Consider the following 13,810-nt stretch of genomic DNA (forward strand, 5'->3'; position numbering starts at 1 on the left):
GCCGCGTCGAGGCAGACAACATCAAGACGAGGGTTTGACCATGCTAGGCTGGGTTGTGACGTTTCTGGTTATCGCACTGATCGCCGGCATCCTGGGCTTTGGCGGCATCGCCGGCGCTTCGATCGAGATCGCCAAGATCATCTTCTTCATCGCAGTTGTTCTCTTCCTGGTCTCGGCCGTCGTCGGCCTTGCCCGCGGCCGCACCAGGGTCTAGCGCAGCGTGTTCACCTCTCCCCGCTGGGGAGAGGTGAACACAAGCGGCAGACGTGGTTGCTACCGCTTCGAGGGCATCGCCACGTTGCGGCCAATGCCCTCGGGTCGCGGCACCGCGCTGTGGGCGCGAGTCACGGCCGCGATGCGCTGCTGGATATCAGGCGGAAACGGCGCAACGCGGCGCACATTCATGTCCATGTGCAGCGACATGTTCTCGGATGTGGCCGACAACCAGCCTTCGGTCGCATGCCGCATCTCCTCGAACGTATGCAGCCGCTTGTCGTCGGCCTCCAGCAGCCAGACGAAGATCTGCACGGGATCGCCGAGGTGGATCTCGCGCAAGTACCGGACGTGGCATTCGGCGGTGAAGGTCGAGCCGCCTCGCTCCTTCATGTAAGTCGGCCCGATCCCGAGCTCGAGCCACAGCTGGTCGATCGCGCGGTCGAACATCACGTTGTAGTAGGCCATGTTGAGATGGCCGTTATAGTCGATCCATTGCGGCTCGATCTGCATGATCGAGGCGCGGAACGGCGCGGCTTTGGGCCTTGATGCGGCAGTCTCCGGCATGTTTCCTTCCAGCTATGCGTCCGGTCGCTTGACTTGACCGGCGTTCTGTCCTTTGCCACGGTTCTTCTGTCGGGAGGAATTCCGTGGGTACGACCATCACCAATAGTCCGCCGCGGCCGGAGCCGAAAGCCCTCGCGAGCGCGCTGGAGCAGCTTGCCGCACGCTTCGGCAACCGCCTCATCACCTCGCAGGCCGTGCGCGAGCAGCACGGCCATACCACCACGTGGATCGTCAACCAGCCGCCGGACGGCGTGGTGATGGCGCAGGAGACGGCCGACATCCAGGACGTGGTGCGGATCTGCGCGAAACATCGCGTGCCGGTCATTGCCTTCGGCACCGGCACCTCGCTCGAGGGCCAGGTCAACGCGCCGGCCGGCGGCATCTCGATCGACCTGCGCGACATGAACAAGGTGCTGGCGGTCCATGCCGAGGATCTCGACTGCGTGATCCAGCCCGGCGTCACCCGCAAGGCGCTGAACGAGCATCTGCGCGACCAGGGCCTGTTCTTCCCGATCGATCCCGGCGCGGACGCCTCGCTCGGCGGCATGGCCTCGACCCGCGCCTCCGGCACCAATGCGGTGCGCTACGGCACCATGCGCGACAGCGTGCTGGCGCTGAAGGTGGTGCGCGGCGACGGCGAGATCATCACGACCGGCACGCGCGCGAAGAAATCGTCTGCGGGCTACGACCTCACGCATCTGTTCGTCGGCGCCGAAGGCACGCTCGGCATCATCTCGGAATTGACCATTCGCCTGCGCGGCATCCCCGAGACGATCGCGGCAGGCGCAGTCTCGTTCGGGACCGTGCACGGCGCCTGCCAGGCCGTGATCCTGGCGATCCAGACCGGCATTCCCGTCGCGCGTATCGAGTTGCTCAATGCGGCGCAGGTCAAGGCCTGCAACGCCTATTCGAAGCTGACGCTGCCCGAGGCGCCGCTCTTGCTGATGGAATTCCACGGCAGCGAGATCGAGGTCGGCGAGCAGTCCAAGGCCTTCGGCGAGATCGCGAAGGAGTGCGGCGGCGGCGACTTCTCCTGGACCACCAAGCCGGAGGACCGCACCAAGCTGTGGCAGGCGCGGCACGACGCCTATTGGTCCGTGAAGGCGCTGCGCCCCGGCGACAGCATCGGCGTGGTCGCGACCGACGTCTGTGTGCCGATTTCGCGGCTCGCCGATTGTGTCAGCGAGACCGAGGAGGATCTCAAGCGTCTCAACCTGCTGTCGCCGATCGTCGGCCACGTCGGCGACGGCAATTTCCACTGCTCGCTGGTCTGCGACACCAACGATGCGAACGAGATGGCGCGCGGCGAGGAGTTCATGCATCGCCTGGTCGAGCGCGCGCAGGCGATGGACGGCACCTGCACCGGCGAGCACGGCATCGGCCAGGGCAAGCAGAAATATCTCGAGGCGGAGCTCGGCCCCGAGGCGCTCGATGCGATGCGGGCGCTGAAGAAGGCGCTCGATCCGCTCAACATCTTCAACCCCGGCAAGATCGTGCCGGGGGCCTAAGGCCTGCGCCGCAAGGTATCGGGAACTTTCGGTAATCTCGCCGGTTCCAACTTCCGCGAAGTTGCAATGCCTCGATGGCAGGGCTGTGCGCGGGAGGCTGCGATGGTGCGACCGGTCATTGGAATTGCCGCGGTGGCCTTTGCCTGCATGCTGGCGGGTGCGGCGCTGGCCAGGGGCGGACATGGCGGGGGCCATGGAGGTGGACACGGAGGCGGGCACGGCGGCGGGCATCACGGTGGCGGCCATTTGCGCGGGCACGGCGGCGGGCATGCGCATGGCGGCGGCCATCATCGCGGAATGCGGTTCACAACCGGCGCCCGACGCGGCGGCCCGAACTTCGGTCGGATCCGCAATGCCGCGATACGGCCGGCGAACTTCCGCAATGCCCTGAACGCCAGCGCATTCCGGAACGGCCGGCTGATCAGCAATCCGGCGGCCCGTGCGCAGATCGCCGCGGCGGCCGCACTTGCCGGCTGGAGCGGCGCAAGCAGCGGATGGTGGCAGCATGCGGGCGGCGGCTATGGCTGGGTCGGACCGCTATTCTGGCCGTTCGCCTATAACGATCTTTACGATTACGCGATCTGGGGCGACGGGCTCGGCTTCTGGGGCTACGGCTATCCGGACATCTATGCCGGCATCTTCGGTCCCTACGGTTATGATCGCCTGTCGGCCTATCTGCCACAGCAGCCGCAGGGACGACGGCGGGCGCGCAGCGCGCCGCTCGATCAGCTCTGCGGCAGCGACCGCCGTGCCATCGTCGGTCTGCCGATCGATCAGATTGCAGCCGCGGTGCAGCCGAGGGATGCGGAAGGCGCCGCTCTCGATGCGCTCGGCAACGCCTCGATCGACGCGGCGGCGCTGATCCGCGCGTCCTGTCCGACGCAGGCCGCAGCGACGGCCCCGGGCCGGCTCGCGGCGATGCAGCTGCGCGTCGAAGCCATGCAGAGGGCGGTCGATCTGGTCCAGCCCGCGCTCGAGACGTTCTATGGTTCGCTCACCGACGAGCAGAAGGCGCGCTTCAACGCACTGGCTGACGATCAGCGTCGTGCCACGGCTGCGAACAATGCGAGCGGATCGTTCGTGCAGGATTGCGGCGCGTCCGCCGCGTTCGATTGGCCCGGCGCCGCGATCGAAGAAAGACTTCGTCCCAACGATACCCAGCGCGCGGCGCTCCAGGTGCTCCAGGACACCAGCGCCAAAGTCAGCGCATCGCTCAAGGCGGCCTGCGAGCCCAACAACGTGATGACACCGCCGGCACGCATGGCCGCGATCCGCAAGCGCCTCGACGCGATGCTGGACGGGATCAAGTCGGTGCGCGCGGCGCTCGATGATTTCTACGCCACGCTGAACGACGAGCAGAAGGCGCAGTTCGAGGCGATCGGGCCGCGCCGCATGTCCTGAAAGAGCCGAGAGCCAACCCATATGGCGAGGAAAACCGCCTCGTCATCGCGGTCCGGTTCAATATACCGCTCGGGCAACAACAGCTCCAGGTTTCGCCGCCTGGGTCTATTGCTTGGGTGACTGCGCCTGCGCCGCCTTGAGCGCGCTCTTGCAGCCCTCCGAAAGCCGATCGAATTTGTCGATCATGCACTGCTTGATGCGCCCTGATCCGGGCATGATGCCAGAGCACAACGCCCGCATGTCGGCAGTGCAGGCTTGGCGTATCTGCTGTCGCTGCGCCTGTGCGGAAGACGCGGACGCGGCTGCGACCGCCGCAATCAGCATTGCAGCGGCCGCGCGTCTCAGCTGATGCAAGCTTGGAGCTCTCACCATGCGCAGACCCTCCGAACGCCCAGGGGCGTGGCAGTCCACCAGCAGCGGCCGGCATGGGGAGGGATCACGTAGGCGTAGGGCCGATACGCATAGGGAATGGCGTCGCGCCGACACAGTCCATTGGGGGTGAGATGCCAGCCGGGTTCACATCCGCCGCTCACCCGGATCAGATCGTCGGGAGCGAGGTGAGGGGTGGGCGGAAAGCCGTACGCAGCCGAGCCTGCGGCCAGCGCCGCTGCGGCGGCCGCCGCCATGATCGTCAGTCTTGTCATTTGGAATCCATCTTCCAGGTTGAACGAGGTTTGCGGCCGCCGGCCGGACCCGGGGGCTGGAAATCAGCCGGCGGCCGCGGCGTGCGGATCAGTAGCGGTATCCGTAGAACGGATAGGCCACGACTGTGCCGCGACGTGTCACGCTGTTGCCGTACGGGCCGGTTGTGGTGCGCGTGTAGTGGTAGGCATGAGGGCCGACGCGCGTGATGCTGCCGGTTCGCGAGACCGTACCTCCGTTCGGCCCGGTTACGGAGATCGAGCGCGAGCAGGTGCCGCCGGCGCAGCCGCCGCTGGCGCTGCCGTAGTAGGTGCCGCGCCCGGTCGTGACGGTGCCGGTGCGGACCCAGGCGTTTGCCTCGGATACGCCGGCCGCGGCCAGGGCGGCTGCGAGTGAGGCCGAAGCCAGGATACGTCTCATCAGTTTCTCCCTCGAAAGAGCGCGCCGGCAACAGTCCGGCCGCGCCGCATGGGGACACTCTTGCCGCGCCTCTTTGCCGCGATATTGCGGGCGAACCTCGATTTGTAACGTCTTGTAACGGCGGCGCGCCGCCTTGTTGCCGCCGACGCATTGATCGACGGATCGTCGTCATGGACAAGCGGACGATCATGATCGTGGAAGATGATCGGGCGGTTCGCCACGAAATCAGGCCGCTGTCGCAGCTGACGGTCGCGGTGGAGCGCTTCGGTACGGCTGCGCAGACTCAGCCCGTCGCGCGCAGCAGCAACAGAAACGGTCCGTTCCGAGCCGGCGGTGCCTAACGTCCAAAGCGCGATGAGATTGGGCGTCATCGCGCTTTGGATTATTGTTCAAGCGCCGCCGCGCGCCGCACCTCGGCTATCTGCGGTATCCGCCGCCATAATTGTCTCCGCCGCGGCCGCCCATTCCCATGCCGAGGCCGATACCAACACCGACGCCGATGCCTTGCATGACAGCTTCGGGCGGCGGGCCGCGATCCGGTGGCGGCGCGCGCTCGTAGATCACCTGGTCAGACGGCGGTCGTCGCTTGGGCGGCGTCTGGACCACCTTTCGCTTCGGCGGGGTCTGGTCGACGCGCTTCTTGATGACGGGCGCGACGCTCGGATTGACCGGCGATGCAGGCGGCGACGGCGTCGTGCACGGGCAGGTGGGAGCCATCGCGACCGCGACGGGCGTCGCCGCGGCGGCCACGGGCACGGCGTAGTTGCGGTTCTGCACGCGCAGCAGTAGCCGGCGCGCGGTTGCAGCCAGGTCGCTGTTGTCCCAGTTGGCCAGATAGGCCTCGAACGAAGCACGCGTGTTGATCGCGGTGGCGCGCTCCCAGGCCAGCATCTGGCGCCGCCGTTCCAGCACGGTGCGCACGCGCGGCGTGCGGGCATCCTGTGCGTACAGCTCGATATAGGCCTGATACGCCTCCACGGTGTCCTCGGTGATCACGAGCTCATAGGCGACCATGGCGGGCTTGCCCTGCAAGGTCTTGCGCCAGTCCTCGACGCTGCGCGTGCCGCTGGCGAGCGCCATCGCGGATGCGCCGGGAAGAGCGGGCGTGCTGCCGCTGCTCTCGCCGAAGAATCTGAAGTCGGTCGTCAGTGACGAACTCTCCCAGGGGATCTGCCGGCCGTCGGTCGATTGCGCGACGGCGACGCGGATGCGCTTGAACACTTCCTCGATCGGCAGATTGGGCTGCTTGGCGATGGTCAGCGCCGCCGTGGTGTAGGGGCTGTCGAGGCCGTTGCCGTCCTCGGCTTCGGCGCCGGGCGAGGTCGAATAGGAAATGAAGGAGCCGGGTGCGCCGGCCTTGGTGTCCACGATCGCAAGTCCGTGGCCGGCGCCGCTCAGCGCCGGGAACGGATTGTTGCGGCAGGCATCGAGCATGAAGATGCGCGCCCGCGTCGGCAGCGCGCCGAGCGTGTTGAGCAGGTCGTTCAGCCGCACGCCCTGGAGCGGAATGTCGGCCTCGCGCTTGGGGTCGAGATCGACGGGAACCAGATAGTTCTCGCCGTCGATCTGGAGGCCATGGCCGGCATAGAACACCAGCGCGACGGTGTCAGCGCCGCTGGCGCCGACCTTGTCGGCGAAATCCGAGATCGCCGCGCGCATCTCGTTCTGTGCCAGATTGGCCGCGGTGGTGACGCTGAAGCCGGCATGGCCGAGCAGCTCGGTCATGCCTTTGGCATCGTTGGCGGCGTTGGGCAGCTCGGGCACGGTGCGATAGGCGGATTGGCCGATCACCAGAGCAAGCCGTGCTTCGGCTGCGGCATCGGTCGGCGTCGTCAATTGCGCGAGCGCAAGAAGACCGGATGCGAGCAGGAAATTGGAAAAGACTCGACGACGCATAGTGTCACCTCCATCGGCAATGCGCGCGATGATGTCACTCTTTCTAGGATGCCGCCATGACGCCGTCTGTGCGCTGGCTCACGTTGGGCTGCGACAAATCGGGCAGTGGGTCTGCCGGAGCCGGCGCGTCCGGCCGTGCGCCGTCACGGCAGTCCGCGGTCCCAGGGCGTCACAGGTGCAAAGCGCGCGGCGAGAAAATCGATGAAGGCGCGCACCTTGGCCGGCGGGCGGCGGTCCGGCAGGTAGACCGCATGCACCGCCGAAGTCTGGATCTCCGGCTGGTCGAGCGGGAGGGCCACGAGCGCGCCGCTGCGAAGATCGTCGGCGATGATGAAGGTGGGCTGTCGCGCGAGGCCGAGGCCGGCCAGCGTCGCCGCGCGCAGCGCATCGCCATTGTTGGCACGCAAGGTGCCGCTGACCTGGACGCGGATCTCGCCCTCGACGCCGAACAGCCATTCCGCCGCGCTGGCCTGCTGCGAGAGCGTGTAGCCGAGGCAATTATGCGCGGCGAGGTCGGCGACGGTGCGCGGTGTGCCGTGCTTGGCAAGATAGGAAGGTGCGGCACAGACCACGAGGCGGTTCGGCGCGAGCTTTCGGGCCACCATGCTGGAGTCGCGCAAGCTGCCGATGCGGATCGCGAGGTCCCAGCCTTCTTCGGCAAGGTCGACGAGGCGATCGTTGAGACCGAGCTCGACCGTGACCTCGGGATGGGCTGCGGAAAACTCCGCGATCGCAGGCGCAATCTGCCTTGTGCCGAACACGACGGGGACGTTGACGCGCAGCAGTCCGCGCGGCTCGACGCGTTCGCGTGCGATCGCGGCGTCGGCTGCCTCCATGTCGGCGAGAATGCGCTCGGCGGATTCCAGATAACTCCGTCCGGCCTCGGTGATGGAGAGCCGCCGGGTGGTGCGGTGGAACAGTTTTGTGCCGAGCCGCGCCTCCAGCGAGCCGACATGCTTGGTCACCATGGTCTGCGACAAGCCCATGGCCCGGGCCGCACCCGAGAGGCTGCCGGCCGCGGCAACTCTCGCGAAGACCTCCAGGCTGGTCAGGCGATCGAGCAAATCTATCTCACTCTATTGGTATGAAGTATATTTCGAAAATAGCAGATTATCGTCGATCCGAGAATAGATCATGGTGCGACGCAAAGGAGACCCACCATGATCGATTCCCGTACCGCCCCTTACGCCGCGCTGGTGCTGCGCGTGACGTTGGGCGCGCTGTTCCTCGCCCATGCCAGCCTGAAGCTCTTCGTGTTCACCCCGGCTGGCACCGCAAAGTTCTTCGGCAGCCTCGGCTTCCCGCCCGAGCTCGCCTATCTCATCATGACCGTGGAAGTCCTCAGCGGCGTCGCTCTGATCCTCGGCGTCTTGACCCGCTATGCGGCGCTGGCCGGAATCCCGATCCTGCTCGGCGCGATCTTCTCGGTGCACGGCGCGGCCGGCTTCTTCTTCACCAATCCGAAGGGCGGCTGGGAATTCCCCGCCTTCTGGGCGATCGCGCTCGTGGCGCAAGCGCTGCTCGGCGACGGCGCCTACGCACTGCGTCCCTCGCGTGATGCCGCGGCGGCGGGCGGCCAGCTGAGCGGCGCGCATTCGCGTTGACATCGGCCATTGTTGAATCGCGAGAGCTGCGGGATCACGGTCCGCAGCTCTTTTGTTGCGCGGGTTATCTGGCCGGTTGATGCTGCGCCTGCTCGTCATCGCCGACCGCTGGACGCGGCGGCCGTGAAGGGTCGGCCCTACAGCCGGTCCACCGCCTTGAACGTCCCGTCCTTCTGGATCACCGTCAAGAACACCTTCGGCGGCGTGTCGATCATGCGCGTGCCGACGGTGACGATGCTGCCGCTGATGTCGAAATGGCCGATATCGTTGATGGCGCGCAACAGGCTCGCGCGCGTCGGATTCGGTCCGGCTTTTTCCAGCGCCGCGGCAGCGAGGCGGCCGGAGAGGTAGCCTTCCAGCGACACGAAGTCCGGCGTCAGCGTCGGATCGAATGCCGTTTGCGCCGCGTGGTAGTCGGCGACGAGCTTGAGCGAACGGTCCCAGGGAAACGGCACGACCTGCGAGACGATGACGCCTTCGCCGTCCGGGCCAAGCTCCCCGGCGAGCGCGTTGGCGCCGACGAAGGAGATGTTGACGAAGGTCGGATAAAAACCGCCGCGATGCGCGAGCTTGATGAATTCCGCGCAGGGTCCATAGGTGCCGACCATGACGATGGCTTCGGGCTCGGCGCGCTTGATCACCCGCAAGGCCGCGGCGACCGCGCGGGTATTGCGCTCGAAAGTGCCTTCGGCGGCGAGTTCGAGGCCACGCCTGGCGAGCGCGCGCTTCACGCCAAGGAGACCGTCGCGACCGAAGGAATCGTCCTGGTAGAAGATGCCGATGCGGGTGAACTTGCGATCCTCGGTGAGGTGCTTGATCCAGGCCTCGGCCTCCGCGCCATAACTCGCGCGGATGTTGACGACGTTGGGAAGCTCGAGGTCGCGCAGGAACTCGGCGCCGCTGAAGGGACCGATGAAGGGAATGTTCCTGGAGCTCGTGATCGGAATTGTCGCGATGGCAGTCGGTGTGCCGACCGCGCCGATCAGCGCGAACACCTTGTCGTCCTCGATCAGGCGCAGCGTCTGCGCCACGGAGCGGTCGGGGTCGTAGCCGTCGTCGCGGCTGATGAGCTGGAGCTTGCGGCCGTGGACGCCGCCCTTGGCGTTGATCTCCGTGAACGCCGCGACGATGCCTTGCCGCATGCGCTGGCCGAGTGCGGAGGAGGGGCCCTCGAGCGCCGCCGCCTGACCGAACAGGATCGCGTCCTCGCTGACGCCGACTTCGTCGCTTTTGGCAGGAAGCATCGCTGCGGCCAGCAATGCGACGGTCAAGCCGACGTAGGTCGCGAATGGCGATCGTGTCATGAGGATGCTTGCCGGATGCGGGACGCGTTGCGAAAACGATAGGTCCTGCGGCCTGAACAGGACGCTAATTTGCGCCGCGTCGACGATCCGTAAAACTTCGGGTAAAACCGGCAAGTTGCTGCCACTCTGCCGCAACTATCAGGGCAATCGTTAACTAAGCCGCGCGATGCGCAGCGCCCCGATTTCGAAATTGTGCAGTTCTTAACCCCGATCCTGGTCCGATAGTCGCACCGGCGGCTCAACCAGAAGTTCTGGTCGCCGTACCGAGGGGACTTGCGGATCAAGATGGGCGGTCGCGATCAGAACGATCAGGATCGGAGGCGTATGACCGGATGGTGGCGTGCCGCGCCGCTGCTCGGTCTCTATCGCCCTGCGCTCGTCGCGGTCGGCGTCGGCCTTCTGTTCTCGGTCGTCGGCGCTGCCGCCGTGGCGCGGTGGGAAGATCGCGTCAACAGGATCGAGTTCGAGAACGCGGCCGAAACCGAAGCGATCGTCATGCAGAACGGCATGAACGAGTACATTTCCAGGCTGGTCGCGCTGCGTACGCTGTTCGAATCGACCAATCAGGAGATCACCCGCAGCGAATTCGAGACCTTCAGCGCCCGGCTGTTCGAGCGCCATCCCGGCATGCTGCGCATTGCCTGGCTGCCGCGCGTCAACCGCAAGGAACGCGCCGAATACGAGGCTGCGGCGATCACCGACGGCGTGTCCGGCTATCGCATCAAGTCGCTCGAGGGCGACGGCTTTGCCGTCGCGCCGCAGAGCGATGAATATTTTCCGGTGTTCTACTCGACCCAGCCGAAGACCTCGTCGGTCTACGGCATGGACTACGCGACCGTTCCGGAGCGCCGGGCGGTGTTGGAGCGCGCGCGCGACAACGATCGCATCGCAGCCATCCGCACGCGCCTGTTCGAGCCGAAGGAGGGCAGCCGGTTGTCCGATGTCCTCGTCGCCATTCCCGTCTATGCCAAGGGTACGTCGCGCGAGGAGATCGCGGACCGGCGCCGCAATCTCGCTGGCTTCGTGGTCGGCATCTTCGACCTGCCGCTGCTGATCCAGTCCATTCGCGTGACCACCGGGGCAAGCCCCGCGGTCAGCATGAACGTCTACCCGCCCTTCACCGCGCGGATCGTCAGCCTGGAGGAAACGCTGCCGGATTACTCGTCGGCGGCGACGCCGCTGCGGTCGATTCGGGACGTCATGCAGGCCGTGCATTGGTCGGGCAGTCTCAAGATCGGCGATACAGACTGGCAGGTGCGGGCGGTCCCGACCGCCGGCGGTCCGCTGGCGACGACTTACGATCGCGCGGGTGCGGTGCTGATCGTCGGCATGCTGCTGACGCTGTCGCTCTCGACCTATCTGATGCTGGCAAGCCGCAATTCGCGGCGGCTGTCTCTGGCGAACCGACGGGTGCTCGAGCTTGCCCAGACCGACATACTCACCGGACTGCCGAACCGCGCCTTCTTCCTCTCCCGGCTCGACGAGATGAACAGCCAGTTGAGCATGAGGGGCCTGCCCTTCTCGATCCTGATGCTCGACCTCGACCGCTTCAAGAACGTCAACGACTCCCTCGGTCACGCAGCCGGCGATGCACTGCTGCGCCAGGTGGCGCAGCGGCTGAAATCCGCAATGCGCGCGAACGACGTGCTGGCGCGGCTCGGTGGCGACGAATTCGCCATCATCCAGGAAGCCGGCGAGGACCAGCGCGCCTGCTCGACCGAGCTGGCGGCGCGGATCGCCAAGCTCGTGAGCGAGCCGTTCCTGTTGCCCGGACACCGCGTCGAGATCGGCACCAGCATCGGCATCGCGATCGCGCCGGATCACGGCGGCGATCAGGAGCAGCTCCTGAAGAAGGCGGATCTCGCGCTCTATCGTTCGAAATCGGCGGGCCGCAACTGCTTCACCATCTACGACGAGGCGATGTCGGCCGAGCTGGAGGCCCGCAACACGCTGGAAGGAGATCTGCGCGACGCCATCGCACGGTGCCAGCTGGAGGTGCATTATCAGCCGTTCGTCGACGCCCTCAGCGGCGCACGGCGCGGCTTCGAGGCGCTCGTGCGCTGGCGGCATCCGACGCGCGGACTGATCCCGCCGGACCAGTTCATCTCGCTTGCGGAGGAGACCGGGCTGATCGTGCCGCTCGGCGAATTCGTGCTGCGGCGCGCCTGCGCGGACGCCGCCGGCTGGCCCTCCGATCTCATGATCGCCGTCAATCTGTCGCCGATCCAGTTCAAGGAAGCCGAGCTGTTCGAAATGATCTGCGCGGCGCTCGCCGATTCCGGCCTGCCGCCGCAGAGGCTGGAGATCGAGATCACGGAATCCGTGCTGCTGGAGCGCGCCGTCGAGAACCACGCCTTCATGGAGCGGCTGAAGAGCATCGGGATCGAGCTCGCGCTCGACGATTTCGGCACCGGCTATTCGTCGCTCAGCTACCTGACCGCGTTCCCGTTCGACAAGATCAAGATCGACAAGTCGTTCATCCGCAACCTCACGGATCACCCGCGCAGCTCCGCCATCGTCTCCGCAATCGTGACGCTGGCGCGCGGGCTGGACATGTCGGTCACGGCCGAGGGCGTCGAGACCCGCGAGGAGTTCGAGCGGCTGAGGGCGCTCGGCATCAATTTTGCGCAAGGCTATCTGTTCGGCCGGCCGCAGCCGATCGAGCGGATCCTGTTCGACGCGCCGGTCAAACCTTCACGGCGCGACGCCGCCTGAGCGCGACGCTCTCGGTCCTTGACAAGAGGTCGTCATGCCCGGGCTTGTCCGGGACAAGCCCGGCCATGACGTTGTGGAGGCTTCGGCGCCCGAGCTCTGACGTCGTACGCGATTGCACTGCCGCTCGAGGGGCATGCGCGAAAAGCGCTTGACCCGGGCAGTCCCGGATGGTCCGAAGGGACCGTCCAGGGATGAAACACACAAACATGCGGCTTCCGTTGTTCTACGGCTGGGTCGTGGTCGCCGTGACCTTCGTCACCATGGCCATCGGCGTCAACGCGCGCACCGCCTTTTCACTGTTCTTTCCGCCCATCATCTCCGAGTTCGGCTGGGAGCGCGGCGTCACCGCGGGCGCCTTCTCGTTCGGCTTCGTGGTGTCGGGCGTGGTCAGCCCGCTGATCGGCCGCCTGATGGATCGCGCCGGTCCGCGCGCGGTGATGGAGCTCGGTGTCGTGCTGATGGGCGGCGGCCTGCTGCTGGCACCGCTGACCAGCGCGCCATGGCATCTCTATGTCACCATCGGCGTCATGGTCGGCGCCGGCAGCGTCTGCCTCGGCTATTCCGGCCAGTCGCTGTTCCTGCCGAACTGGTTCATCCGCAAGCGCGGCTTCGCCATCGGCATCGCCTTTGCCGGCGTCGGCATCGGTTCGGTGACGCTGCTGCCATGGGTGCAGCACATGATCGAGCAGACCGGCTGGCGCACCGCCTGCACCGCGATGGGACTGCTCGTCCTGATCGTGCTGGCGCCGATCAATCTGTTGCTGCGCAAGCGCCCCGAGGACATCGGCCTTCAGCCGGATGGCGATGCCGCGCCGGCCGCAGGCGCCGCAAGATCCGTCTCCAACATTGTCGATCCGGTCTGGGCCGGCACCGAATGGACGCTGAAACGCGCCGTCGCGACCTCGCGGTTCTGGTGGATCGCGCTCGGCTATTTCTGCGGGCTCTACATCTGGTACGCGGTGCAGGTGCACCAGACCAAATTCCTGCTCGACATCGGCTTTAGCCCCAGCGTGGCGGTGTGGGCACTCGGTATCGTCAGCCTGCTCGGCATTCCCGGCCAGATCCTGCTCGGCCACGTCTCCGACCGCATCGGCCGGGAGTGGGTCTGGGCGATCAGCTGCGCGGGCTTTGCGATCTGTTTTGCGGCGCTGATGGCACTGAAATTCCAGCCGTCGCTCTGGCTAGTCTACGTGATGGTGTTCACGCAAGGCGCGCTCGGCTACGGCCTCACCTCGATCATGGGCGCGGTGGTGTTCGAGATCTTCCAGGGCAGGCACCAGGGCAGCATCTTCGGCACGATCATGCTGGCGGCGCTGGCGGGCGGTGCGGCCGGACCGTGGGTGACGGGCTTCCTCTATGATCGTGCCGGCGACTACACGCTTGCTTTTGCCATCGCGATCGTCATGAGCGGATTGTCGGCGCTCTCGATCTGGCGGGCCGCACCGCGCAATGTGCGGGCCGTCGCCGGCCGGCTGCACAAGCTCCCCGGCGGTATTGCGAGATAGGTTCTCTCAAGCATCGCATTGTTCGTTTCTTCTTC

13 protein-coding genes are annotated in these 13,810 nt (G+C 66.3%); 6 read left to right on the plus strand and 7 right to left on the minus strand.

Annotated elements, in window-relative coordinates:
* Window positions 1–40: 40 nt before the first annotated feature.
* The gene (locus tag XH87_RS23465; RefSeq protein ID WP_035700449.1) at window positions 41–214 is read left to right on the plus strand and encodes a DUF1328 domain-containing protein; all 174 of its coding nucleotides are present in this window, start codon (window positions 41–43) and stop codon (window positions 212–214) included.
* Between the two features lie 59 nt (window positions 215–273).
* Here XH87_RS23465 and XH87_RS23470 read toward each other — a convergent pair whose 3' ends face one another.
* Window positions 274–780: a thioesterase family protein gene (locus tag XH87_RS23470; protein ID WP_271589067.1), complete on the minus strand. Its 507-nt coding sequence runs from the start codon at window positions 778–780 to the stop codon at window positions 274–276.
* Window positions 781–863: 83 nt separating this feature from the next.
* Here XH87_RS23470 and XH87_RS23475 point away from each other — a divergent pair, with 83 nt between their 5' ends.
* Together XH87_RS23475 and XH87_RS23480 are read left to right on the plus strand one after the other, a co-directional pair.
* Window positions 864–2,288 (plus strand): FAD-binding oxidoreductase, encoded by a 1,425-nt coding sequence (locus tag XH87_RS23475; RefSeq protein ID WP_271589068.1) that lies wholly within the window; start codon window positions 864–866, stop codon window positions 2,286–2,288.
* A 102-nt stretch (window positions 2,289–2,390) separates the two neighbouring features.
* A complete protein-coding gene (locus XH87_RS23480) occupies window positions 2,391–3,689 on the plus strand; it encodes a Spy/CpxP family protein refolding chaperone (RefSeq protein ID WP_271589069.1) in 1,299 nt (432 codons plus the stop codon).
* A gap of 105 nt (window positions 3,690–3,794) precedes the next feature.
* On the opposite strand, the gene XH87_RS23485 is transcribed toward XH87_RS23480, so the two are convergent.
* The 5 genes from XH87_RS23485 to XH87_RS23505 all read right to left on the minus strand — a co-directional run bounded on the left by XH87_RS23485 (window position 3,795) and on the right by XH87_RS23505 (window position 7,711).
* Window positions 3,795–4,013: a hypothetical protein gene (locus tag XH87_RS23485; RefSeq protein ID WP_271589070.1), complete on the minus strand. Its 219-nt coding sequence runs from the start codon at window positions 4,011–4,013 to the stop codon at window positions 3,795–3,797.
* Window positions 4,014–4,421: 408 nt separating this feature from the next.
* The gene (locus XH87_RS23490; RefSeq protein WP_035700422.1) at window positions 4,422–4,751 is read right to left on the minus strand and encodes a hypothetical protein; all 330 of its coding nucleotides are present in this window, start codon (window positions 4,749–4,751) and stop codon (window positions 4,422–4,424) included.
* Window positions 4,751–5,122 carry a hypothetical protein gene (locus XH87_RS23495; RefSeq protein ID WP_271589071.1) on the minus strand — a complete coding sequence of 124 codons (372 nt, stop codon included), beginning with the start codon at window positions 5,120–5,122 and terminating at the stop codon, window positions 4,751–4,753. The genes XH87_RS23490 and XH87_RS23495 overlap by 1 nt, the downstream gene beginning before the upstream one ends.
* 46 nt (window positions 5,123–5,168) lie before the next feature.
* Entirely contained in the window at window positions 5,169–6,647 is a 1,479-nt protein-coding gene (locus XH87_RS23500; protein WP_271589072.1) for a caspase family protein, read from the minus strand.
* A 143-nt stretch (window positions 6,648–6,790) separates the two neighbouring features.
* Complete coding sequence (locus XH87_RS23505; protein ID WP_271589073.1) at window positions 6,791–7,711, minus strand: LysR family transcriptional regulator; 921 nt, start codon at window positions 7,709–7,711, stop codon at window positions 6,791–6,793.
* 96 nt (window positions 7,712–7,807) lie between these two features.
* Here XH87_RS23505 and XH87_RS23510 point away from each other — a divergent pair, with 96 nt between their 5' ends.
* A complete protein-coding gene (locus XH87_RS23510) occupies window positions 7,808–8,251 on the plus strand; it encodes a DoxX family protein (RefSeq protein ID WP_271589074.1) in 444 nt (147 codons plus the stop codon).
* 137 nt (window positions 8,252–8,388) lie between these two features.
* Here the strand turns inward: XH87_RS23510 and XH87_RS23515 are convergent, their stop codons facing one another.
* Window positions 8,389–9,555, minus strand: a complete 1,167-nt coding sequence (locus XH87_RS23515) for an ABC transporter substrate-binding protein (RefSeq protein ID WP_271589075.1) — start codon at window positions 9,553–9,555, stop codon at window positions 8,389–8,391.
* Between the two features lie 324 nt (window positions 9,556–9,879).
* On the opposite strand from XH87_RS23515, the gene XH87_RS23520 reads away from it, so the two are divergent.
* Window positions 9,880–12,270: a bifunctional diguanylate cyclase/phosphodiesterase gene (locus tag XH87_RS23520; RefSeq protein ID WP_271589076.1), complete on the plus strand. Its 2,391-nt coding sequence runs from the start codon at window positions 9,880–9,882 to the stop codon at window positions 12,268–12,270.
* Between the two features lie 206 nt (window positions 12,271–12,476).
* Entirely contained in the window at window positions 12,477–13,775 is a 1,299-nt protein-coding gene (locus tag XH87_RS23525) for an MFS transporter (RefSeq protein WP_271589165.1), read from the plus strand.
* The last annotated feature ends 35 nt before the right edge of the window (window positions 13,776–13,810 follow it).

The sequence above is a fragment of the Bradyrhizobium sp. CCBAU 53415 genome, from assembly GCF_028128735.1.
Taxonomy (GTDB): Bacteria; Pseudomonadota; Alphaproteobacteria; order Rhizobiales; family Xanthobacteraceae; genus Bradyrhizobium.